The sequence below is a fragment of the Mesorhizobium sp. GW821-FHT07A06 genome (genome assembly GCF_059419085.1).
This window is the reverse complement of record NZ_JBWKRC010000001.1, coordinates 39,125-60,482: the sequence shown is the minus strand read 5'-3', so window position 1 is coordinate 60,482 and position 21,358 is coordinate 39,125. Positions and strand designations below refer to the sequence as shown.

Here is a 21,358-nt window from a genome sequence, read left to right as displayed (position 1 = left end):
CTATTCCTGGCCGCCACATTGCCGTTGGCCGGGAAATCCCTACATGCCTGCAACCCATCGACCGGAGACCGCGTCCTCGTGAAACGTCTTTTCAACCGCCTGCTGCCGAAATCCTGGCGCTCCACCGTCGTCACCATTCCGGTCATCCGGCTGCACGGCACCATCATGTCGGGCGGCCAGTTCCGGCAGAACCTGTCGCTGGCCTCCACCGCCGGCCTCATCGAAAAGGCCTTTTCCTTCGACGCGCCGGCGGTCGCCGTCTCGATCAATTCGCCCGGCGGTTCGCCGGTGCAGTCGCGGCTGATCTTCAAGCGCATCCGCGACCTGGCGAACGAAAAGAACAGACAAGTTCTGGTCTTCGTCGAGGACGTCGCCGCCTCCGGCGGCTACATGATCGCGGTCGCCGGTGACGAGATTTTTGCCGATCCCTCCTCCATCGTCGGCTCCATCGGCGTGGTCTCGGCCTCGTTCGGTTTTCCTGAACTGATGAAGAAGATCGGCGTCGAGCGCCGTGTCCACACCGCCGGCCAGAACAAGGCTGTGCTCGATCCGTTCAAGCCCGAGAAGAAGGAGGACGTCGAGCGGCTGAAGGCACTGCAGCTGGAGGTGCACGACACGTTCATCGATCTGGTCAAGGAGCGGCGCGGCACGAGACTGAAGGACGATCCGGACCTGTTCACCGGCCTGTTCTGGACCGGCAAGAAAGGCCTGGAACTCGGCCTCGTCGATGCGCTCGGCGACATGCGCACCGTGCTGAAGACCCGGTTCGGGGCAAAGACCCAACTCAGGCTGGTCTCGGCGCCGCGCGGCTTCCTCAGCCGCTTCGGCCTGTTCGGCTCGAGCAAGGGCTTTTCGGCGCCCGATATCGCCGGCGCCGCCGCCAGCGGCATCATCGATGCGGCGGAAGAGCGCGCGCTGTGGGCTCGCTTCGGGCTTTGAAAACCGGGCGAAACCGTCTAGCATGAGCGCTTGTAGTCTAATGCATGTCGTTTTCCCAAAACCGAACGCAGTTTTGGGCAACATGCATCAACCGACCCGACCGGCCGCCTTCGCCGGCCCAGCGTGGGAGGAGTTTTGACATGCCGCAGATCATTTTCTTCACCGTCGTTGGCGTCGCCGCCTATTTCGGCTACCGCACTTTCGTCCGGGAAGCCGAGCGCGTGACCGCCAAGGTGCGGCGGACTGAAAAGCAGGCGGCCAACGGCGCAATGGGGACGCTGGTCAAGGATCCGAAGACCGGCGAATACCGGCTGGCCAAGGACTGAGCATCATCCCCCACACGACTGACGCCGTGGACACCGAGATCGGTTCGCGCACTTGGCCCGCGCATGCCAAGATCAATCTGGCGCTGCATGTCACCGGCAGGCGGCCTGACGGCTATCACCTGATTGAAAGCCTGGCGGTGTTCACGCGTTTTGGCGACCGGGTCGAAGTCGCACTCGCCGACAGCGACGATTTCACCGTGTCCGGCCGCTATGCGCCGTCAGTTCCCCTGGATGCCAGCAATCTCGCGCTGAGGGCGCGCGATGCCCTGCGACGAGAGGCTGGCTCAGAGCGAACTCCGCCCGTCGCCATAAAACTCGAAAAGAACCTGCCGGTCGCCTCCGGCGTCGGAGGCGGATCGAGTGACGCGGCAGCCGTATTGCGCGGACTGGTGCGGACATGGGACCTGGCCATCGACGACGCCAGGCTGGCACGGATCGGTCTCTCGCTTGGCGCCGACGTCCCGATGTGCCTGGCGGCAAAGCCGCTGGTGGCGCGCGGCATTGGTGACGAACTGTCGATGGTGCCGGATTTTTCGGCGCTTGGACTGGTGCTGGTCAATCCGGGCACGCCGGTCTCGACGGCGGACATCTTCGCAGCCCTGTCGCGCCGCGACAATGAACCACTGGCGCCGTTGCCGCGCAGCATCGATTTTCACAGCCTGCGCAACTGGCTGGAGGTCACCCGCAACGATCTCGAACCGGTAGCAGTGGCGCTGCAGCCCGCCATAGGCCGGGCGCTGTCGTGGCTTGACAAGGCCGGATCGGGGTTTTCACGCATGTCCGGATCGGGCGCGACATGCTTCGGCCTGTTCGAGACCGGCAATGTCGCCAAGCGGGCGGCAGCCGAAATACGCGGCCGCCAGCCCGACTGGTTCGTCGCGGCGACGCGCAGCATCGCATCGGAGGCCGAATGAAATGGCTGGGATTAACGAGGGCCGTTCTTTCATTCCGGTTCGCATCGCGGTGCTGACCGTTTCCGACACGCGCAGCCTTGCCGACGACAAATCCGGCCAGACATTGGCCGATCGCATCACCGAGGCCGGCCATATCCTGGCCGCCCGCGACATCGTCACCGATGACCGCGACAAGATCCGCGACACGGTCCTGGCGTGGTCGCGGGACAAGAATATCGATGTCGTCATCACCACCGGCGGCACCGGCTTCACCGGGCGCGACGTGACGCCGGAGGCGCTGGAGCCGATCTTCGAAAAGCGCATGGACGGCTTTTCAGAGGTGTTCCACCGCATCTCCTACGACAAGATCGGCACCTCGACGATCCAGAGCCGGGCGACCGGCGGCGTCGTCAACGCCACTTTCGTCTTCGTGCTGCCGGGCTCGCCCGGCGCCTGCAAGGACGCCTGGGACGGCATCCTGAAGGCGCAGCTCGACTACCGCCACATGCCGTGCAACTTCGTCGAGATCATGCCGCGCCTGGACGAACATCTGCGGCGCGGCAAGTCGGCTCCGTAAAAGCCGAGGGCAAAGCCCGGTTTCACGCCGCGTTTGCCAGGCAGAACGGCGCCGGCGCCTTCGAAACGCCATTCCAAAGCGGATGCCGGAGAAAGTACCTTTTCCTGGAACGGCAATAGCCGATCCCGGCGAGGACGATGCGATGAACGAGCATACCGGCGGATGCCATTGCGGCAACATAGGCCTTCGATTTTCAACCGAACGCGATCCATCGCAAATCGAGGTCCGCGCCTGCCAATGCTCGTTCTGCATCAAGCATGGCTCGCGCGCCGTGGCCGATCCGGACGGCAGGCTGACCATCTCGGTCAGGGATATCGCGCGGTTGCGCAGATACCGCTTCGGGTTGAGGACGGACGACTATCTGATCTGCTCAGATTGCGGCGTCTATGTCGCCGCGATCACCGGAGAGGACACGAAGGCAATCGTCATCATCAATGCCCTGGACGACCAAAAGGCGTTCAGCCGCGAGCCTCTCCCTGTCAATTTCGACGGCGAAAGCAGGGAGCAGCGCGAAGCCAGGCGTCGCCTCCGCTGGATGCCGGGCGAGATCAGCTTCGATTGATCGCGCTCAGCGGATGACCGGCTCTCCATGGAAGCGCCGGCGTGACGGGCGCGAAACACCGAAGCCCACCTCCATCATCAGCCGGGGCGTGCGGGCCGGCACGGTGCCCATGTGGAAACCGAACGGGTCCTCGACGAAGCCGAAGCCGGCCTCTCCGGTCAGGGTAACCGGGCTTTGCTCGCCATAGACGTCCAGGACCTCCTGGGCGGAATGGCCGACCAACAGGGTCAGCTGATGCTTTATGGCGCGGCGCCTGTGGCTGCCCCTGACATAGACATGCGGGCCGGTGTCGGCGTCGACAGGCCTGAGGTAGAAGAAGAATTTCAGCATGCGCCAGTCGTCGAGGTCGAAATGATACTTGCCGAGCGAGGCGAGGTTCTTGTCGGCGTCGGAGGCCTCGCCGGTTGGAAAGCTCCACCAGACGCGTGTGGTGATCAGTTTCGCCTGGCCGCCGAGATAGTGCGCGGCAATGTCGAGCAGCAGCGGGTCGCGCTGTATGGCGAGTGCCGCCGGGCAGTCGAGGATGCGCTCGAAATAGTGTCCGCTGAGCAGCGACCGAGCCAGGCGTTTCTCGGCTTGCGCATGCTCGCCCGGCATGAATTCGAGACGGCGGTCGAAATTGCCGAAGCAAGGCGTGCGTTCCGCGAAACGCGCGATCTCCTCATGAATTTCCGATGGCAGGACCAGGCCTGAAAACAGGCCGTCGGAGCGCAGCGCGTCGACCACCGCCGCCCGCTCGACACCGGAAAACATCGTATCCCCAACATTGCCGGCAGGACGGGCGCGTTTTGCACCCAGCCAATGCATCCTTCGCCCAGGCATGGTGCGCGCCAGCATGAACATCGGCAGCCAGGCAGGGTTTTCGCGCAGGTCCGTGAGATAGGTCGGAATGCGCGCGGCGATGCGCCGCAACAGGCTGCCATTGCGGGCAATGGCCTCAAGGCTGGCGGCGCCGGATTGTTCAGAGGTTGAAAGGTTCATCGGATCCTCGTCGATGAGCGTGAACCCGATGCCGCATCGGTGCCCACCACTCGTATGACCCAAACCCAATTCACCACCTCGGGGAGAGGCTAACCCCGCGTCACGTTTTGTGCAATGCACAATAGGCAGAGCAAATGCAAAAAAATCACTTTGGCAAGCGGTGCTGCTGCTTCGGCGGCGCTACCCAGATCTCGGCGTCGAGCCTCTTTGTCGCCAGGCCGCGCGCCAGCGCTTCGGCGCTACCGGCGCTCTTAGACAAGGACGCGGCTTGCCGCTTGCTGATCACCAGACCGTCGGCGAGCGCGCGGTTCCCCGAAAAGACCCGAGCCAGGAACGGTGTGCGGCTGCCCCGCGCGCGTGAGAATCGCGCCGCCATGGTTTGCCGCGCCGTGTGGGCGACAACCGCTTCGATCCAGCCCTCCACCAGCCGCGCGCCGGGCTCCAGCAGCAGCAGCCAGTCACCCTTGGCCTGCCGGATCCCCAAGGCAATGCCGCCGCTCGCCACGTACTGGCAGCCGGCATGCTCGGCGACATGATGCGTCTGGTCCGTGGAGCCGGCGTCGCAGACGACGACCTCGCGCACGACACCCTCGACAGCGCCGCCAACCAGCGAGCCGAGCGTACGGGCGAGAGCCTCTTCGTCATTGCGCGTTTCAATGAGAACACTGAGCATGTTTAGCCGAATAGCGGAAAGCAGCGCACAGCGCCAGTTTTTGCAGCGCAACATAGAAAGTTCTTGATTTGTTCTCATCAAGAAAATAGGAATAATTTCATGAACCGAGCGATTCGAAACAACATGGACAGTCCCTGGGAGCGGGCCAAGATGGAACCGATCGTGCGCGCCGACATTGCAGCCTTCGGAGCTGGACGAGCCGAGATGGCCAATGCGATGATCGAGCAGAGTGGCATGCGTATCCGTCCGGACCGCAATCGCGGCCGGTCGGCGGGCATCAATCCGTCCGGCCGGTTCGAGCCGGTCAGCCGCCATGTCTTCGATGATGGCTGGGATTCGCTGGAGGAACTGCCACCCTTCAAGACCGAGGTGCAGGTTGAAAAGCCGCGCACCATCATCACCCGCAACGAATCGCCCGATATCTCCTTCGACCGGTCGATCAACCCCTATCGCGGCTGCGAACATGGCTGCGTTTATTGCTTCGCACGGCCGACGCACGCCTTCATGGGGCTGTCGCCGGGCCTGGATTTCGAATCCAAGCTGTTCGCCAAGCCGGATGCGGCGCGGTTGCTCGACAAGGAGCTGTCGAAGGACGGCTACCAGCCGCGCACCATCGCCATCGGCACCAACACCGATCCCTACCAGCCGATCGAAAAACAGTACCGGATCATGCGCGAGATCCTCGAAGTGCTGGAAGCGCGTGGCCATCCAGTCGGCATCGTCACCAAGTCCGCATTGGTGACGCGCGATATCGACATCTTGTCGCGCATGGCCGAGCGCGGGCTGGCCAAGGTGGCGCTGTCGGTGACGACAATGGACCGCATGCTGGCGCGCACCATGGAGCCCCGAGCGTCGACGCCGACCAAGCGGCTGGAGGCGATCCGGCAGCTTTCGGATGCCGGCATTCCGGCTTCGGTCATGGTGGCGCCGATCATCCCCGGCCTCACCGACCAGGAGATGGAACGGATCCTCGATTCGGCGCACGCGGCGGGTGCGCGCGAGGCGGGTTACGTCGTTCTGCGCCTGCCTTTGGAGGTCAGCCCGATCTTCAAGGACTGGCTGCTGCGCCATTACCCCGACCGCTACCGCCACGTGATGTCCCTGATTCGTTCGATGCGCGACGGCAAGGATTACGATTCGGAATGGGGCAAGCGCATGAAGGGCGCCGGACCCTACGCCTGGCAGATCGGCCGCCGCTTCGAGATCACCGCCAAACGGCTCGGCCTCAATGCCGAGCGGCGCACGCTGCGCACCGACCAGTTCGTCGCGGCCGGAAAGGACCAGGAGCAGCTGATGCTGCTCTGAACGCCCCCTTCGCCGCCGCAGCTCATTGCCATCGCGGCAAAGAATCCCGTCCGGCCTGCCCCGGCCTGCAGACGGTGCCTTCCCGGTCCGGCGCCCCACCCGACCCGGAGGGACTTGCGGAGAATCGGAGCCGATGCGAACCTCGCCGCAACATGGCTCGCGCGCGTTCCGATTCTCCGCTTCTCTTCGAAATCGTCGAGAAACCCGATTTCTCCTTCGAGACGAAGGCGATGGCTGACGGGTTATGGCCTGTCGCGGGAATGGATGAGGCCGGCCGCGGCCCACTGGCCGGGCCGGTGGTCGCGGCCGCGGTGGTGCTCGATCCAGCCAACATTCCCGAAGGCCTCGACGATTCCAAACGTCTCAGTCATTTGCAGCGCGAGGCGCTGTTCCTGCGCATTCTTGGCTCCGCACAGGCGGTTTCGATGGCCTCCATCAGTGCCGAAGGCATCGATGGCAGCAACATCCTCAAGGCGAGCCTGGAGGCGATGCGGCGCGCGCTGGTCGGACTGTCGGTCCGCCCGAAACTCGCGCTTGCCGACGGCCGCGATGTGCCGCCCGGACTGCCGTGCGACGGCCGCGCGTTGATCAAGGGCGACCAGCGCTCGCAGTCGATCGCCGCCGCCTCGATCGTCGCCAAGGTGATGCGCGACCGCATGATGTGCGGCTGCGGCAGCCATCACGACCGCTACGGCTTTGAAGTCCACATGGGCTACGCCACGGCCCGCCACCGCACGGCGATCGAGGCGCATGGCCCCGTCGCCCGGCTGCACCGCGTGTCGTTTGCGCCTTTCAGGCTGGGCGGGGCCGAGGTGACGGAAGAAGAGAGCCTGGCCGGGCTGGATTGAGCCAAGCGCGCAATCTCCCCCTCGAGGGGAGATGGCCGGCAGGCCAGAGGGGTCGCCGCTCATGGAAGCGCCGACTGTTTCTATTCTACGCCGCAAAGATTGTTCTGTTCTACGCCGCAAAATTGCGCTGAGACCGGTCGAACCGACCCCCTCTGTCGCCTTCGGCGACATCTCCCCCTCGAGGGGGGAGACTATCCGCGCCACAACAAAAAAGCCGCCAGGTTGCCCGGGCGGCTCCATGTCGGCGGTTCGGGAACCGCTCAGTTCAGCTTGGCCTTAACATCCGCGAGCGAAGCCTTGAACAGGTCGGCGCCGGCCTTGACATCGACCTTGGCGGCCAGCAGCGCGCGGGCGGCTTCGACTGCGATGTCGACGGCGCTGGCGCGCACCTCGGCGACCGCGTCGCGTTCAGCCTGACCGATCTTCTGTTCGGCAAGAGCGGTGCGCCGGGTAACGTAGTCCTCGGTCTTCTTGTGTGCTTCCGCGGCGAGCAGTTCGGCCTCTCGCTTGGCGGCCGCCACGATGTCGGCAGCCTCCTGCTCGGCTTCCTTGCGCTTCTTCTGGTACTGGCCGAGCAGCTGCTGGGCCTCGTCGCGCAGCTTGCGCGCCTCGTCGAGTTCACTGCTGATCCTGGCGGCACGGGCATCGAGCGCCTTGGCGATCAGGCCAGGCACCTTGATGTAGATGGCGACGCCCAGGAAGATGATCAGGGCTATCGTTGCCCAAAGCGTTGCGAGAGATGTGGCGTCCATGATGCGCTCCTCACCGAGCCACGGATTTGACCGCGGCCGCGATCTCGGTCTTGCTGGCCTTGCCGCCGCCGACCAGTGCCTCGACGATTGCCGAAGCGGTGTCCTCGGCGATGCTGCCGACTTCCTTCATGGCATTGGCCTTGATGGAAGAAATGCGTGCTTCGGCCTCGCCAAGCTTCTCGTCGAGCGCCGCCTCGATCTTCTTGCGCGTGGTCTCGGCTTCCGCCTTGGCCGCATCGTTGGCCTGCTGGCCGATCGAGTTGGCGTTCTTCTTGGCTTCCGCCAGTTCCTGCTCGTAAGCGGCAACAGCGGCGTCGGCCTCGCCCTTCAACTTGCTCGCCTGGTCGAGATCCTGGCTGATGCGGTCGTTGCGGACATCGATGATGCCGCCGACGCGCGGTACCACGACCCGCTTCAGGAAGAGGTAGAACAGCCCAAAAGTGATCGCCAGCCACAGAAGCTGCGACGGGAAGGTCGCAGGATCGAACGGCGGAAATGCGCCATGTGCCTCGGCAGGCACGCTGGTGCCGGAATGCGTGTCGCCTCCGGTCGCGGCATGGCTGGTATCGGCGGCGGGCGCTGACTCTTGCGCGAAGGCAGATGTCACGAACATGGACTATCCCCAGATATCAGGCCCGCCGCTTTCGCGGCCGGCCTGTCCAATCTTCCCAGTTGCTTCAGCCGAACAGGGCCAGAAGCGCGATGAGAAGCGAGAAGATGCCCAGAGCTTCGGTCACGGCGAAGCCGAAGATCAGGCGGCCGAACTGGCCATCAGCAGCCGACGGGTTGCGCAGCGCGCCCGAGAGGTAGCTGCCGAAGATGTTGCCCAGGCCAATGCCCGCGCCACCCATGCCCAGGCAAGCGATGCCGGCGCCGATGTACTTTGCTGCTTCTGCGTCCATTTGTTAACTCCTTTGGATCTGAAATTCCGTTTGTATTCCATCCGGCGCCAATGTTGGAAACTCTTGGGCCGGAAACTCTTTGGCTCAGTGCCCGGGATGCAGGGCGTCGTTGAGGTACATGCAGGTCAGCACCGCGAAGACGTAGGCCTGCAGGAAGGCGACCAGCAGTTCAAGCGCTGTCAGCGCCACGGCCATCGCCAGCGGCAGGACAGAGCCCGCCACGCCGACCGCGCCGAGCGCGGAGAGGCTGACGACGAAGCCCGAGAACACCTTCAGCGTGATGTGGCCGGCCAGCATGTTGGCGAACAGACGAACCGAGAGGCTGACCGGGCGCGACACAAAGGAGATGACTTCGATCAACACCACCAGCGGCAGCAGGAACACCGGCACGCCGTGCGGAACGAACAGCTTCAGGAAACCGAGCCCATGCTTGCCAAAGCCATAGACGATGACCGTCGCGATAACGAGCGCCGCAAGGCCGAAGGTGACGATGATATGGCTGGTGACGGTGAAGAAATAGGGGAACAGGCCGAGCAGGTTGGCGACCAGCACGAACATGAACAGCGAGAACACGAACGGGAAGAACTTCATGCCCTGCGTGCCCGCGGCATCGCGCAACATGTTGCCGACGAATTCGTAGGCCATCTCGGAGATCGACTGCAGCCGGCCGGGAACCAGGCTGCGGCTCGACGTCGTGAGGAACAGGAACGCGGCAGCGACCACCACGGTCGCGACCATGAACAATGCCGAATTTGTGAAGGACAGGTCATAGCCGCCGATGTTAATCGGAACCAGCTTGATGATATGGAACTGGTGGATCGGATCGACCTTGTCAGCTGCCACGTTCTAACCCCGTCAATGCCGCGAACGGCCAAATTACCATTGCCGCACGAGGCGGCTATTTCCAAATGCCGCCTGAAGGGCGGTCATTTCCTGTCGTCCCGGCCAGAGCGCGATTTATCGCCCTGTCCGAATTCTGCCACAACGCCCGCGGAACGCATGACATTGAGCACGCCGGCGCCGAAACCAAGCAGCAGGAAAACGATCAGCCCCCATGGCGAAGTCCCCGCCATACGGTCGATGATCCAGCCGATGCCGGCGCCCACCACCACGCCAGCGATAAATTCACTGGAGAGTTTGACCGCCTGGCCGTATCCGGCCGCACTGCCCGCTTTCGCGTCGTCTTTCCCCTCGAGCCGGTTCGGCAGCCTTGTCGCAAGCGATGCTTCAAGTTCACGCCGACGTCGCTCAAGATCGTCGTCGCGGATGCCGGTTTCATGCTGCTTGCCGCGGCCGGTTTCTCCGGTTCCGTCTGGCCCATTCTTGTCGGCCATCGCAACCCCCCTGCCCGGTCAGACCGTCACCGTCCGTCCGCTTCTAAAGTCGCCGGCAACATAGTTAGAGGGGTTGCGCCCGTCAAGCCACGGGCGGAAGTTCATTGCCATGTATTTTAGGCAATAAAATCAATCAATTAGAGAGGTGCGACATCGTGCCCGCCGCGATGATGGGGATAGGTTGCGCGAATCCCCCGGGCAATGGCTCGCTGATCGGGCCCGTGGCCGGTGGAAAAGACCGGCGGCCGACAACCCTCAGCTCCAGCCGCCGCCATAGGTGCGGTAGAAGATATGCAGGCCGATCTTGGTCATCTTCTGCATGGTGCGCGCCCAGCCCGGATGGACATATTGGGCATAGTAGTGGGTCGACGATCCGACCTCCGGGATGAAGATCTTGCCGGCGGTGACGGCCATGGCGATGTCCTGCGCGGTCTTGTAGGCGACCGGGCTGTCGATGCGCTTCTTCCTGCCGTCGCAGGCGAAGGAGAACTGGCAGCGGTTGAACCAGCTGTCGTTCTGGTAGACCACGCCGCAGATCGAATTGGGATAGGCCGGATTGCGGACGCGGTTGAGAATGACCTGGGCAACGGCGGCCTGGCCGCGCACGGACTCGCTCCTCGCCTCGAAATAGATGCCGTTGGCCAGGCATGCCTGCTCCTTCTTGGAGAAGACACTTTCAGGCAGCGGATTCTGGATCCACCAATGGTCACCCTTGGCCATCGGCGGAATGAAGCGGCCGCTGTTGGGCTGCTCGTCCTGGAGAAGGGCTTCGAAGGGCGAGGCCTTGGCATAGTCCGGCTCGGATTGCGCATAGGCCGTTGCCAGCACATCGGGATGATCGTTGTTGACGAGGGCCGCAAGCATGGCCGGCACGCCGGGATCCCGCTTCTTGTCTTCGCGCGCATGGAATTCCGCGGCGATCTGGATTTCCTTGCCTTTGATCTGGGGCTTGGCAAAGGCCATTTTCAGGTCGCTGTCCATGCTCGGCCGCATCAAGGAAGAGGTCCGCTGGAAGATCGAACCGGCGTTGAAGTTCTTCGGCGGTGCGACGGGAGACACCTGGACGATGCGGCCCTTCTTGTCGGCGCGCATGACGCGATCCTCGTCGGGCGAGCCGCTGACCTTGCCGCCCTTGCCACGAAACGAGACAGAGCCGACGCCCGCCAGGTGAATACCCGATCCGGAGATCGAGCCGGTGACATCGGAATCGACGAACGGCATTTCGGCGGCATGCACCGAACCGGCGACGGATCTCTCGACATAGGAATTCCAGCGCGCGGTCGGCGATTCGAGGCCGGAAACCAGGCTGGTCATGTCCTGGTAGGCGGCGACGGTCGGGAAACCGATCCAGATGCCGAGGCCGATGATGAGCGGAGACACAAAATTGCGCTTCTTCTCACCGGCGGCGGCAGCAAGCCGCTTCAAGACGCGTCGATGCACGGAACTCTCTCCAGGAACGCTACTGACCCCACTGGAGAGCAAAATGATGCATTAACCTTGATGGGACGTTAACGGGATCGGTCGGGTTTTCCCGGCCGGCTCCAGGTCGTAAACGACCAGACGTTGCAGGACCAAGCCCGCAGGTCTGCTGTTCCAGAGAAATGAGCTTAACGGGATATCCATCTTCCAGCCGCCATATGGCAGTTGGCTTCAAACAGCGGTTCAGCATAGCGGACGGATGACAGCGGTCGCGGGAAATCTTGCCGTGGATGACGCCCAACCGGCGAAAGCAACGGCGCGCCCGATGCTTCTCAATCTGACCGCCCTGCGCGCCTTCGCAGCCCTGGCGATATTCGTCCACCATCTGACGGAACTGGGAATCGATGCATCCCGATCCATTCGGGATATGTATCTCGGCTGTGCTGTTTCGTTCTTCTTTGTCCTTTCAGGATTCGTGCTGGCGTACAGTTTCTCGGGACGATTCTTCGGCTGGCACGATATAAGAAACTTCATCTTCCAGAGATTCTTCCGGCTGTGGCCCGTCCACGTGCTATGTTTCTTCCTTGCCCTCGTGGCACGTCATCCTCCGACCAGCCTCTTCACCGCATACTTGGCGGCCACACTCCAAGGGTCATGGTTTCCAACCTACGGAACGGCCTACGCATACAACGGCGTTTCGTGGTCGATATCGGTCGAACTGTTTTTCTATCTGGCATTGCCGTTCATTGTGATCTTGCGGCCAAATCAGGTCATGCTGGTGGTCTGCTGCTGGACAGTTGCCGTCCTTGGTCTGATCGCTCTCACCGCGACCATACCCGGGCCCGTATTTACTCCTCCTTCCGAAAAGCCCTGGCTGGACCTCTACGTCACGGATGCGTCTCTGGTTCACCTCTTCCCGCCAGTGCGCATGGTGGAATTCCTGTCCGGGATAGCCGTTTATCGGCTGTTCAGTAGCCGACGCATTTCCAATGACTGGGTGACGTTCTGCCAAGTTGCAGCGGTGGTGTGCCTGATGCTTTGGGCATGCGTACATGCCGAGATCACGCAATTTATCGCTGATCATGCATCGCTGATGGCGTCCGTCGCCTATCGCGAATTTGGGCTGTATCCGCTATTCGCTGCCATCGTCTATGTCTTCGCACATCAGTCAGGCTCATTGACGCGCGTCCTGTCGTGCCGTGTGCTGGTTTTCTGTGGAGAGATCAGCTTCGCATTTTACATGATTCACCAGGTTGTCATCCACGTCCTGGCCTACAACTTCGAGATCAGGCAGCACTGTGGTCCGACAGTCGCCGCGATCTCGGCAGGCATGCTAAGCCTTGGTTTTTCAATCGTTCTCCATCGAGCCGTGGAGACACCCGGTATGGACTGGGCCAGGCAAAAGTTCCCGATGACCAGGCGGGCACCTTTATCCGCGCATGTTGGCGTCGGTGCCGTCGCCTGACGTTGTATCCACCTGCCGCAAGAAGATCGGCCATGCGATCAGTGCGCAGATGGCGGCCGACAGCCAGACGCCGGACCAGGACCACAGGTGCAGCAGCCCGGGGATGGCCACCGGCACCAGGAAGAAGCCAACGAAAACAAAGGTGTTGGCCAGGCTGAGCGCGGTTCCGACATGGCCGGCGCCGGCAAGCGTGGCAAGCTCGGTATAGGCAACGCCATGCCAGGCGGAGACCGAGATGCCCGCGGCAATCAGCACCAGGGGAAGAACAGCGATCAGGAAAGAATGGCCGCCCGGCATGGCGGGGCTGGCCAGGACCGATACCCAGAGCGCCACGAAGGCGAGCGCGCTGAACGCACTGCATCTGCGAAGAAACTGGCGGCGATTGCCGTGGCGGTCGGTAAAGCGGCCGCTCCAGACGCGCATGACCATGGCGCCGATCTGCACGGCCGCGAGGCTCGCACTGATCGCGGCGGTTCCCAGCCCTGCGAAGTCGTGCAGAAACACAGACGCGAAAGTGAGCACCGCCACTTGAGGGAAGCAGAGCAAGCCGATAGCGGTCGCGATGCGCCAGACCTCGATGTTGCACAGCGGCGCCGATCCGGCCGCGGCCGGCGAAACGACGTGATCCACGGTCGGCGGCTCGTGCAGCCACCGCCAGGCGAACAGGGCGGAGAGAGCGGATGTGCCGGCGAGGAGCCCGAACACCGCGGAAAAGCCGAAAACCAGGGCGAGCGACGGCAGGAAAAGCGCGCCCAGGCCGCCGCCAAGCGGCACCGCCGTCTGACGGATGCTCATGGCAAAGCCACGTTCGTTTTCCCGGAACCAGCCCATGATGGCGCGGCCGCTCGAGCCGTTGACGCTGCCGCCCAATAGTCCGGTGATGAGCAGGCTTGCCGACAGGAGGGTGATATCGGGAACACCTGACCTCGTCGGCACGACGAGCATGGCCATGGCAAGCAGCCAGGCCGCCGTCGCGCCAAGCCCGATCAGAAGCACGCGGCGATCGCCCCAGCGATCGGTGAGCAAGCCCCAGGGCAATTCGCTGAGCGCAACGCCCAGTCCGAGGAGGCCAAGCGCCAGGCCAAGCTCGGCATTGCTCAATTGGTAGCCCTGCCGAAGCACGACGGCCGTTGCCGGTATGCCGGAGAAGGTGGCCGAGAAGCTGGCGTTCGCGGCGACACCGATGCCCAGGACCTTCCAGCGATGCCCGGGGCTGAACACCCTTTCGGTGGGGCCGGCAGCCCTGTTCTGCAGGATTTTTGTTGGCTCCTGGTCGGCGCAGTCGGCGATGGCGGACATGATTTCGTTCCTATGGGTTCCAGTCGCATGGACCTTGACGCCATCTCTCTAGCGCCATAGATTCGTCCTTAAAATCAGGAATTTTTTGATTATCAATCCTGAAAAACAGGATATTCCTTTATGCAACAACGCGTGACCTTCGACCTCGACGTTCTCCGCAGTTTCGTCACCGGCATGGAGTTGGGCAGCTTTGCCAGGGCCGCCGAACGGCTTGGCCGGTCGACCTCGGCGGTCAGCGCGCAGCTGAAGAAACTGGAAGAGCAGGCAGCGACGCCGATCTTCCGCAAATCGGGACGCGGCCTCGCCTTGACGGAGGCCGGCGAAACCATGCTCGGCTATGCGCGCCGGCTGCTCGAGTTGAATGACGAGGCGGCGGCGGCAATCCATGATGTCGAGCTGGAGGGCTGGGTGCGGCTCGGCCTGCAGGAGGATTTCGGCGAAGCGGTGCTGCCGGACGTGCTCGGCCGCTTCGCCCGTGCCCACCCCAAGGTCAAGATCGAGGCCAGGATCGCCCGCAGTTCCGAACTTGCCGACAAGATCACCTCAGGCAGTCTCGATATCGCGCTTGCCTGGCATAACGGCACGATGCTGCCCTATAGCGAGCACGTCGCCGACGTTCCAATGCGCTGGATCGGTCCGGCCAAGCGCATCGAGACCAGCCTGCTCGACGGCGAACCCCTGCCGCTGGTGGCACTCGAGGCGCCATGCCTGCTGCGCACGGTGGCGACGGAAACGCTCGACCGCGCCGGATTGCCCTGGCGCATGGCCTTCTCCAGCCCGAGCCTTGGCGGCATCTGGGCGGCCGTGGCCGCGGGGCTGGGGTTGACGATCCGCACCGACATTGGCCTGCCAGCCAGCGTCAGCACGATCCAGCCGGAAATTGCCGGCCTGCCGGCGCTGCCGAAAATGGCGCTGTACCTGCATCGCAGGGATGCCGAACTCGAGCCGGTGGCGGCGCGCCTCGCCGATATATTGCTGGAGGCTGCGCGACAGGCACTACCCGACAATGCGCGGACCGCGGGCCTGCGCGCCGTGGCCTGATCGGACGAGCGCCAGGCTCAGCCGCGTTTCTTGGCTCGGCCGGCGAACGGGTTGTCCGAGGTGCGCAGTGCGATGCGGATCGGCACGCCCGGCATGTCGAACGCTTCGCGGAGGCTGTTGGAGAGATACCGCACATAGGATTGCGGCATCGCATCCGGGCGCGAGCACTGGACCACGAAGCCCGGCGGCCGCGTCTTGGCCTGCGTGACGTATTTGACCTTCAGCCGGCGCCCGGCAACGGCGGGCGGCGGGTGATGCGCCAGGATGGCTTCAAGCCAGCGGTTGAGCTTCCCGGTCGAGACGCGGCTGTTCCAGACCTTGTGGGTCCTCAGCACCGCATCCATCAGCTTGTCGAGGCCACGCCCTGTCTCGGCCGAGACCGGAACGGCCTGGATGCCGCGCACCTGCGGCAGCAGCCGCTCGGTCTTTTCGCGCAGTTCCGCCAGAAGCTCCTGCGGATGATCGATCAGATCCCATTTATTGAAGGCGATCACCGGCGCCCTGCCCTCGCGGATGATCAGGTCGGCGATCTGCAGATCCTGCTTCTCGAAGGGGATCGTGGCGTCGAGCACGATGATGACGATCTCGGCGAAACGGATGGCGCGCAAGCCGTCCTGCACGGACATCACTTCCAGCTTTTCGTGGATCCTGGCCTTGCGGCGCATGCCGGCAGTGTCGAACAGCTTTATGCGGCGGCCTCGCCAGTCCCAATCGACCGATATGGAATCGCGGGTGATGCCGGCTTCCGGTCCGGTCAGCAGCCGCTCCTCGCCGATCAAGGCGTTGATCAGCGTCGACTTGCCGGCATTCGGACGGCCGACGACGGCGATGCGCATCGGCTTGGTGTCGTCGTAACTGTGCGTATCCTCGGCGTCGGGATCGGCGATGTCCTCGCCGATCAGCACCTCGGTGGCGGCGATCTCGTCGTCTTCGCCCTCTTCCTCCTCACCGAAGGCGCGCGCCTCGCCGAGTGCCGCGATCACCGCGTCGCGCAGATCGGGCATGCCCTGGCCATGTTCGGCCGAAACAGGGATCGGCTCGCCAAGGCCGAGTTCCCAGGCCTCCAGCATGCCGCCCTGGGCGCCCTTCGCCTCGGCCTTGTTGGCGACCAGAACCACCGGCTTGCCGGATTTGCGCACGATTTCGGCAAAGGTCCTGTCGTCCGGCAGCAGGCCGGATTTGGCATCGATGGTGAAGAAGATCAGGTCGGCTTCGTGAATGGCGATCTCGGTCTGCGCGCGCATGCGCCCAGGCAAGGTCGAGGCGGCGGCATCCTCGAAACCGGCTGTATCGATGACGTCGAAATGCAGGTCATAGAGCTTGGCGGCATGGACACGGCGATCGCGGGTGACGCCCGGCGTGTCGTCGACAAGCGCCAGCTTCCTTCCCACCAGCCGATTGAAAAGAGTCGATTTGCCGACGTTAGGTCTGCCGATAATGGCGACTTTGAAGGTCATACGGTCCTACAATCATGCATGTCGTTGTCCCAAAACCGCTGCACACTTTTGGGCGACATGCATTTACGAGGCATTGCCCGAGCCACGGATCAGCTCGGACATCAGCGTTGCCCGCTCGCGGGTGTTGCGCGGGGCGCCGTCGTCGGCGGCGATCTGGTCGAACAGTTTCAGCGCGTCCTGGGTCTTGCCTTCCTTCCACGCGGCAAGGCCGAGCGCCTCGCGTGCTGTATGGCGTAGCGTGTTGGTGTCCGATGTCAGCGCCTCGACGCGGCTGGAAACGTCGGCGAAGGAGCCGTGGTCGACGAGCAGGAGCGCCGCCCGCAGCCTTGCCATGTCGCGAATGCCCTGGGGTATGGCGGTGTCGGCGGCGACTTCGTCGAAATCCTTGACGGCGGCATCGGTGTCGCCCTTGCTCGCCTTGACGGTGGCGGCGCGCATGCGGGCTAGCAGGGGATAGGCGCCGTAGCCATCCTTCTCGAGCTGGTCGAGCGCGGCGAGCGCCTCGTCGTTCTTGCCGTCATTGGCAAGCTTCAGCGCCTGCGAGAACGCATCGCCGGAGCGGTTGGCGCGCGTCTCGTCCCAATAGCGATAGCCGACGAAAGCGGCGGTGCCGAGCACCACGAGGACCGCAATGACAAGCACGGCCGGGCCGAAACGGTCCCACAGCGCCTGCGCCTGTTCGCGACGGATCTCGTCATTGACTTCACGGATAAAACTGTCGTCGGACATCAATCAAAACCACTTTTGCCCCGGGCCGGAGCGGTTCATGAGCCCGCGTTTTAGCGAAATTTTGTCGGCATGGAAGGGGTTCGGGCGGAAAATCGCCTATTCCCCGGGGGCAAACGGATGTTTGCCCCCGGGGAATACGACAAAATGGCCCAATCGCACCCACGCCACATTTCGGGGATAGCCGGCTTGCTGACCGCCCGGAGCCTGTAAGTTTGCCGATGCCTCGTTTGTCCCGCGTTGTTGCGTTCTCTCTTGCCTCGCTCGCCGCTTCCGGCGCGGCTCTGGCCGATCCGCCCGCGCCGCCAATGCCGGCAAAGCCGAAGCAGGTCGTCATCATCTCCTTCGACAGCGCGCGCGACATCTCGCAATGGACGCGCAGCCGGGCGCTGGCGCGGCGCACCGGCGCGCATTTCACCTATTTTCTCTCCTGCGTCTTCCTGCTGTCGCCGGAGACGCGCAACGAATACACCGCACCCGGCAAGACATCAGGCACATCCAACATCGGCTTTGCCGCCTCCAAGCAGGAAGTGACTGAGCGGCTCGAACAGATCGGCCTTGCCGCGCATGAAGGCCACGACATTGCCAGCCATGCCTGCGGTCATTTCGACGGCAAGGACTGGAGCAAGGCCGACTGGCTGAAGGAGTTCGCTTCGTTCGAGCACATTCTCGAGAACGCCTATGCGATCAACGGCATCGCGTCGGAGCCGGATGGCTGGCGAGAATTCGCCCGGCATGCGGTTGTCGGCTTCCGCGCGCCATATCTGTCGACGAACAAGGCGCTTTACGAGGCGTTGCCTGCCGCCGGCTACCAGTTCGACGCAAGTGGCGTCTCGCAAGGCCCTGCCCTGCCGCCGACTGTCGGCGGCATCACCCGCTTTTCACTGCCGCAGATACCGGAGGGGCCGAAATCCCGACCGGTGATCGCGATGGACTACAATCTCTATGTCAGGCATTCCGGCGGCTTCGAGCGGCCGAGCAAGGCGGGCGAGTTCGCCGGCCGGACCTATCAGGCGTTTCGCGCTGCTTTCGACGCGCAGTATCAGGGCAAGCGCATTCCGCTGGAACTCGGCTTCCATTTCACGCTGATGAATGACGGCGCGTATTGGGACGCGCTTGAGCGGTTTGCCGGCGAGGTCTGCGTGAAGGCCGATGTCGAATGCATCAGTTTTCGCGATTATGTGACGCGGCAAAGCGCTGGCCAGAAACAGGCAACGGTCGGCGGCTGAGCCGCCAACCCGTTTCGGATCAAACCCAAATCTTCTCAAGCCGGGTCTTCGGCGCCATGCCTTGCCAGATAACGCTGGTCGATCTCGGGCAGCGGCTCGCCCAGGAGCGTGGCCTCGAAGGCGCGTAGGCGCTTGTGGACCGACTGGAGCTCGACGATGGTCGACCAGGAGGTGAGCAGAAACTGCAGCGAACCCGTCACCTTGCCAAAGGCGTTCGAGATCTGGTTCAGCGCGCCGAACGTTATCTTGTGGGCGACCAGCGACGGACCCAGGATCAGCAGGGAGAAGATATTGTCGGCCTGCAGGTAGGTGTACCGGACGACGTTGAAATAGATGTAGTGGAAATAGAGCCTGAAATAATTGTGCCTGACATTGGCGAACAGCTCGGCGGTGGTGGCAGGCTGTGCACGGTCCGCATGATCCTCGCCGTAAACCAGTTCCTTGCGGTAAGCGGCCTCGACGCGCTGGTTACGGAACTGCAGCCCCGGAAGCTTCAGGCCGGCTATCATCACCGAGATCGTTCCAAACAGACACCAGGCCAGTGCCGCGACCACCAGGGGCTGGGGGATCGCGCCGATGATCGGCAACTCGCTGATATGGGCCTGCAACTGGATCATGACCGGCAGGAAGGCGATCAAGGTCATGATCGACTGCACGAAGCTGGAGCCGAGATCCTCCATGATCTGCGAGAACCGCATCGTGTCTTCCTGGATGCGCTGCGAGGCACCCTCGATATGGCGCAACCTGGCCCAGTTCTCGATGAAGTAGTTGTTCATCGCCGTGCGCCAGCGGAAGATCCAGTGGCTGACGATGAAGGCATTGACCACCTGCACATTCATGCCGACCAGCGCGAGCCATGAGAAATCGGCCAGTCCGGTATAGAATTCACCGTTGGTCGATTTGCCGGTCCCTGACATCAGCCCTTGCACATAGTCAAAGAACGGCCCGTACCAGGCGTTGACGGCGACGCTGACCTGCACATTGAAATAGATGAAGAACAAGATGACCGCCGTCATCAGGATCGACCAGCGTTGCCAGGGATGCGGCGAATACCAGCTCCAGAACGCGTAGAAGATGGCCACGCAGACCACGAAATAGATATAGAACCAGAGGAACGGCTTCGACACGAGGACGGCAATGCCGATGATCGGCGGCGCGTCGGCGGCCGCCGCCGGCAGGCCGAAGACGGCGCCCAATTGCTCACCACCGAAAAACCAGAACAGGATCGCCGCAAGGCTCCAGATAGCGGCCGAAGAAAAGAAGAGCTTCGGCTGCGGGAAGAAGGATACGAACACTGGGCGAATTCCTTGCCTTAGGCGCAAATCAGCTGACAACAGCGGGCATAAAGTCACACATTAGAGGGAAAGAAAATGCCTGCCCGATGCCCAGCGCCAGCAAGACCATAATCATGGCGATTTTGGCGCGGCCGACCAGGCGATGGCGCCGGAGACGACCAGCATGGCCGCGGCGAGGAGCGAAGCGAGGAAGAAATCACCTGATATCTGCGCCAAAAAACCGGCAGCGATCGGGCCGATGATCTGGCCCAGGCCGAACGACGCCGTCATTAACGCAAAGATCCGCCGGGGCGCCCTTGGCACCTGCTGGCGGGCGGCCTGCAAGCCCAGCGCGGTTATGGCAATGAAGGTGCCGCCGAGCAGCAGGCCCCCGAGCAGCGGCCCCGAATATCCGCCAAGCGCCACGCTGGCGGTGACGCCGATCACTTCTGTGAAACATGCCAGCGCATAGGCGGCGTAAAGGCCAATCCGCGCGGCGATCTTCTGCCACAGCCACGTGGAGGGAAAGCCGGCAAGGCCGGCGACCAGCCACACCATGGCCTCGAAGACGCGGCTGCCGCCGCCCTGGCGGACGATGGCGACCAGGAATGTCGCGGTCACCACATAGCCAAACCCGAACAGGCCGTAGGCGACGATGATCTTCATCAGCGACCGGGCTTTCGGCAGGGCCGGCTCTCGGGCGGCTTCGCCGTTGACGAGCGGGCCTTCGTTCGCCAGCAGCGCCACGACGATCAAGCCGCAAGCCGAAATCAGAGCCGACCACAACCAGCCCGCCGCCCAGCCGGCATGTTCAGTGACCAGCACCGCCATCATCACCGCCGAGATCGCCATGCCGAGCCCGACACCACCGAAATGCCAGGCCTGCAGATCGCCACGAGCCGCGGCATTGATATGGCTGAAAACGATGCTGGCCATGAAGACCATGACGAAGGCGCTGGCCAGACCGGCCAGAAAGCGGATGAGGAGAAAGGCGGGCATGGCGTCGGTCATCCCCATCAGCGCGGCCAGGACAGTGCTGGCGCCAAGAGCCGTCAACATCAGCAGACGTTCCCGGCCATGCGCCCAACCACCGGCCGCGGCAAACGCGCCGACGAGATAGCCGAGATAATTGGCGGAAGCGATCCACCCGGCATTGGCCGGCGACAGATGCAGCTCTTCCATCATGCCGGGCAGGATCGGCGTGTAGACGAAGCGGCCGATGCCCATGGCGACGGCCAGCGCGATCATGCCGGCGACGGTGAAGCGAAGCGCTGCTGAGGTCGATGTCATCGCGGCGCACAATAAATGCCGGCATTGCTGAAACAACCCGCATTTCATTGGGCCAATACGACCGCC

General features: G+C 63.2%; 23 protein-coding genes. 10 read left to right on the top strand and 13 right to left on the bottom strand.

What is annotated here, in order from left to right; all coding sequences use genetic code 11:
- Positions 1-78: 78 nt before the first annotated feature.
- The 5 genes from AC07SZ_RS00305 to AC07SZ_RS00285 all read left to right on the top strand — a co-directional run bounded on the left by AC07SZ_RS00305 (position 79) and on the right by AC07SZ_RS00285 (position 3,297).
- The gene (locus AC07SZ_RS00305; protein ID WP_056564104.1) at positions 79-939 is read left to right on the top strand and encodes a S49 family peptidase; all 861 of its coding nucleotides are present in this window, start codon (positions 79-81) and stop codon (positions 937-939) included.
- Positions 940-1,079: 140 nt separating this feature from the next.
- Entirely contained in the window at positions 1,080-1,265 is a 186-nt protein-coding gene (locus AC07SZ_RS00300; RefSeq protein WP_013896713.1) for a membrane protein, read from the top strand.
- A gap of 26 nt (positions 1,266-1,291) precedes the next feature.
- Entirely contained in the window at positions 1,292-2,179 is an 888-nt protein-coding gene (locus tag AC07SZ_RS00295; RefSeq protein ID WP_065004952.1) for a 4-(cytidine 5'-diphospho)-2-C-methyl-D-erythritol kinase, read from the top strand.
- Between the two features lies 1 nt (position 2,180).
- Positions 2,181-2,735, top strand: coding sequence for a molybdenum cofactor biosynthesis protein B (moaB, locus tag AC07SZ_RS00290; protein ID WP_494912958.1), 555 nt, complete (start codon positions 2,181-2,183; stop codon positions 2,733-2,735).
- Positions 2,736-2,877: 142 nt separating this feature from the next.
- Positions 2,878-3,297 carry a GFA family protein gene (locus tag AC07SZ_RS00285; RefSeq protein ID WP_494912957.1) on the top strand — a complete coding sequence of 140 codons (420 nt, stop codon included), beginning with the start codon at positions 2,878-2,880 and terminating at the stop codon, positions 3,295-3,297.
- 6 nt (positions 3,298-3,303) lie between these two features.
- Here AC07SZ_RS00285 and AC07SZ_RS00280 read toward each other — a convergent pair whose 3' ends face one another.
- Positions 3,304-4,278, bottom strand: coding sequence for a hypothetical protein (locus tag AC07SZ_RS00280; RefSeq protein WP_065004950.1), 975 nt, complete (start codon positions 4,276-4,278; stop codon positions 3,304-3,306).
- 145 nt (positions 4,279-4,423) lie between these two features.
- A complete protein-coding gene (locus tag AC07SZ_RS00275) occupies positions 4,424-4,951 on the bottom strand; it encodes a glycosyltransferase (RefSeq protein WP_056564116.1) in 528 nt (175 codons plus the stop codon).
- A gap of 150 nt (positions 4,952-5,101) precedes the next feature.
- Here AC07SZ_RS00275 and AC07SZ_RS00270 point away from each other — a divergent pair, with 150 nt between their 5' ends.
- Positions 5,102-6,256: a PA0069 family radical SAM protein gene (locus AC07SZ_RS00270; RefSeq protein ID WP_065005111.1), complete on the top strand. Its 1,155-nt coding sequence runs from the start codon at positions 5,102-5,104 to the stop codon at positions 6,254-6,256.
- A 152-nt stretch (positions 6,257-6,408) separates the two neighbouring features.
- Entirely contained in the window at positions 6,409-7,104 is a 696-nt protein-coding gene (gene rnhB / locus AC07SZ_RS00265) for a ribonuclease HII (protein ID WP_056564120.1), read from the top strand.
- A 260-nt stretch (positions 7,105-7,364) separates the two neighbouring features.
- On the opposite strand, the gene AC07SZ_RS00260 is transcribed toward rnhB, so the two are convergent.
- The 6 genes from AC07SZ_RS00260 to AC07SZ_RS00235 all read right to left on the bottom strand — a co-directional run bounded on the left by AC07SZ_RS00260 (position 7,365) and on the right by AC07SZ_RS00235 (position 11,532).
- Positions 7,365-7,856: a F0F1 ATP synthase subunit B gene (locus tag AC07SZ_RS00260; protein WP_056564123.1), complete on the bottom strand. Its 492-nt coding sequence runs from the start codon at positions 7,854-7,856 to the stop codon at positions 7,365-7,367.
- 10 nt (positions 7,857-7,866) lie between these two features.
- The gene (locus tag AC07SZ_RS00255) at positions 7,867-8,469 is read right to left on the bottom strand and encodes a F0F1 ATP synthase subunit B (RefSeq protein WP_056564126.1); all 603 of its coding nucleotides are present in this window, start codon (positions 8,467-8,469) and stop codon (positions 7,867-7,869) included.
- A 64-nt stretch (positions 8,470-8,533) separates the two neighbouring features.
- A complete protein-coding gene (locus AC07SZ_RS00250; RefSeq protein WP_013896722.1) occupies positions 8,534-8,758 on the bottom strand; it encodes a F0F1 ATP synthase subunit C in 225 nt (74 codons plus the stop codon).
- Between the two features lie 84 nt (positions 8,759-8,842).
- Positions 8,843-9,601: a F0F1 ATP synthase subunit A gene (locus AC07SZ_RS00245; RefSeq protein ID WP_056564128.1), complete on the bottom strand. Its 759-nt coding sequence runs from the start codon at positions 9,599-9,601 to the stop codon at positions 8,843-8,845.
- A gap of 83 nt (positions 9,602-9,684) precedes the next feature.
- Positions 9,685-10,092 carry an AtpZ/AtpI family protein gene (locus AC07SZ_RS00240; protein ID WP_056564131.1) on the bottom strand — a complete coding sequence of 136 codons (408 nt, stop codon included), beginning with the start codon at positions 10,090-10,092 and terminating at the stop codon, positions 9,685-9,687.
- Between the two features lie 255 nt (positions 10,093-10,347).
- Complete coding sequence (locus AC07SZ_RS00235) at positions 10,348-11,532, bottom strand: cell wall hydrolase (RefSeq protein WP_056564132.1); 1,185 nt, start codon at positions 11,530-11,532, stop codon at positions 10,348-10,350.
- A gap of 238 nt (positions 11,533-11,770) precedes the next feature.
- On the opposite strand from AC07SZ_RS00235, the gene AC07SZ_RS00230 reads away from it, so the two are divergent.
- Positions 11,771-12,976, top strand: a complete 1,206-nt coding sequence (locus AC07SZ_RS00230; protein WP_494912956.1) for an acyltransferase family protein — start codon at positions 11,771-11,773, stop codon at positions 12,974-12,976.
- Here AC07SZ_RS00230 and AC07SZ_RS00225 read toward each other — a convergent pair.
- Positions 12,941-14,275, bottom strand: a complete 1,335-nt coding sequence (locus AC07SZ_RS00225; protein WP_494912955.1) for an MFS transporter — start codon at positions 14,273-14,275, stop codon at positions 12,941-12,943. The genes AC07SZ_RS00230 and AC07SZ_RS00225 overlap by 36 nt on opposite strands.
- 120 nt (positions 14,276-14,395) lie before the next feature.
- On the opposite strand from AC07SZ_RS00225, the gene AC07SZ_RS00220 reads away from it, so the two are divergent.
- Positions 14,396-15,316 (top strand): LysR substrate-binding domain-containing protein, encoded by a 921-nt coding sequence (locus AC07SZ_RS00220; RefSeq protein WP_056564139.1) that lies wholly within the window; start codon positions 14,396-14,398, stop codon positions 15,314-15,316.
- A gap of 17 nt (positions 15,317-15,333) precedes the next feature.
- Here AC07SZ_RS00220 and der read toward each other — a convergent pair whose 3' ends face one another.
- Both der and AC07SZ_RS00210 read right to left on the bottom strand, forming a co-directional pair.
- Complete coding sequence (der, locus tag AC07SZ_RS00215; protein ID WP_056564143.1) at positions 15,334-16,773, bottom strand: ribosome biogenesis GTPase Der; 1,440 nt, start codon at positions 16,771-16,773, stop codon at positions 15,334-15,336.
- Between the two features lie 63 nt (positions 16,774-16,836).
- Positions 16,837-17,502 (bottom strand): tetratricopeptide repeat protein, encoded by a 666-nt coding sequence (locus tag AC07SZ_RS00210; protein WP_056564145.1) that lies wholly within the window; start codon positions 17,500-17,502, stop codon positions 16,837-16,839.
- Positions 17,503-17,720: 218 nt separating this feature from the next.
- Between AC07SZ_RS00210 and AC07SZ_RS00205 the strand changes: the two genes are divergently transcribed.
- Positions 17,721-18,728, top strand: a complete 1,008-nt coding sequence (locus tag AC07SZ_RS00205) for a polysaccharide deacetylase family protein (RefSeq protein ID WP_494912954.1) — start codon at positions 17,721-17,723, stop codon at positions 18,726-18,728.
- A 35-nt stretch (positions 18,729-18,763) separates the two neighbouring features.
- Here the strand turns inward: AC07SZ_RS00205 and sbmA are convergent, their stop codons facing one another.
- On the bottom strand, positions 18,764-20,023 hold the full coding sequence (sbmA, locus tag AC07SZ_RS00200; RefSeq protein ID WP_056564147.1) for a peptide antibiotic transporter SbmA: 1,260 nt from the start codon (positions 20,021-20,023) through the stop codon (positions 18,764-18,766).
- 111 nt (positions 20,024-20,134) lie between these two features.
- Positions 20,135-21,292, bottom strand: coding sequence for a YbfB/YjiJ family MFS transporter (locus tag AC07SZ_RS00195; protein WP_494912953.1), 1,158 nt, complete (start codon positions 21,290-21,292; stop codon positions 20,135-20,137).
- Between the last annotated feature and the right edge of the window lie 66 nt (positions 21,293-21,358).

Bases quoted from the DNA above. Each gene is read 5' to 3' on its own strand.
- AC07SZ_RS00260 (WP_056564123.1), bottom strand. From the start codon at position 7,856: ATGGACGCCACATCTCTCGCAACGCTTTGGGCAACGATAGCCCTGATC.
- AC07SZ_RS00250 (WP_013896722.1), bottom strand. From the start codon at position 8,758: ATGGACGCAGAAGCAGCAAAGTACATCGGCGCCGGCATCGCTTGCCTG.
- AC07SZ_RS00270 (WP_065005111.1), top strand. From the start codon at position 5,102: ATGGAACCGATCGTGCGCGCCGACATTGCAGCCTTCGGAGCTGGACGA.
- AC07SZ_RS00300 (WP_013896713.1), top strand. From the start codon at position 1,080: ATGCCGCAGATCATTTTCTTCACCGTCGTTGGCGTCGCCGCCTATTTC.
- AC07SZ_RS00220 (WP_056564139.1), top strand. From the start codon at position 14,396: ATGCAACAACGCGTGACCTTCGACCTCGACGTTCTCCGCAGTTTCGTC.
- AC07SZ_RS00225 (WP_494912955.1), bottom strand. From the start codon at position 14,275: ATGTCCGCCATCGCCGACTGCGCCGACCAGGAGCCAACAAAAATCCTG.
- der (WP_056564143.1), bottom strand. From the start codon at position 16,773: ATGACCTTCAAAGTCGCCATTATCGGCAGACCTAACGTCGGCAAATCG.
- AC07SZ_RS00285 (WP_494912957.1), top strand. From the start codon at position 2,878: ATGAACGAGCATACCGGCGGATGCCATTGCGGCAACATAGGCCTTCGA.
- AC07SZ_RS00210 (WP_056564145.1), bottom strand. From the start codon at position 17,502: ATGTCCGACGACAGTTTTATCCGTGAAGTCAATGACGAGATCCGTCGC.
- AC07SZ_RS00280 (WP_065004950.1), bottom strand. From the start codon at position 4,278: ATGAACCTTTCAACCTCTGAACAATCCGGCGCCGCCAGCCTTGAGGCC.
- moaB (WP_494912958.1), top strand. From the start codon at position 2,181: ATGGCTGGGATTAACGAGGGCCGTTCTTTCATTCCGGTTCGCATCGCG.
- AC07SZ_RS00195 (WP_494912953.1), bottom strand. From the start codon at position 21,292: ATGACATCGACCTCAGCAGCGCTTCGCTTCACCGTCGCCGGCATGATC.
- AC07SZ_RS00205 (WP_494912954.1), top strand. From the start codon at position 17,721: ATGCCTCGTTTGTCCCGCGTTGTTGCGTTCTCTCTTGCCTCGCTCGCC.
- AC07SZ_RS00240 (WP_056564131.1), bottom strand. From the start codon at position 10,092: ATGGCCGACAAGAATGGGCCAGACGGAACCGGAGAAACCGGCCGCGGC.
- AC07SZ_RS00230 (WP_494912956.1), top strand. From the start codon at position 11,771: ATGACAGCGGTCGCGGGAAATCTTGCCGTGGATGACGCCCAACCGGCG.
- rnhB (WP_056564120.1), top strand. From the start codon at position 6,409: ATGGCTCGCGCGCGTTCCGATTCTCCGCTTCTCTTCGAAATCGTCGAG.
- AC07SZ_RS00255 (WP_056564126.1), bottom strand. From the start codon at position 8,469: ATGTTCGTGACATCTGCCTTCGCGCAAGAGTCAGCGCCCGCCGCCGAT.
- AC07SZ_RS00275 (WP_056564116.1), bottom strand. From the start codon at position 4,951: ATGCTCAGTGTTCTCATTGAAACGCGCAATGACGAAGAGGCTCTCGCC.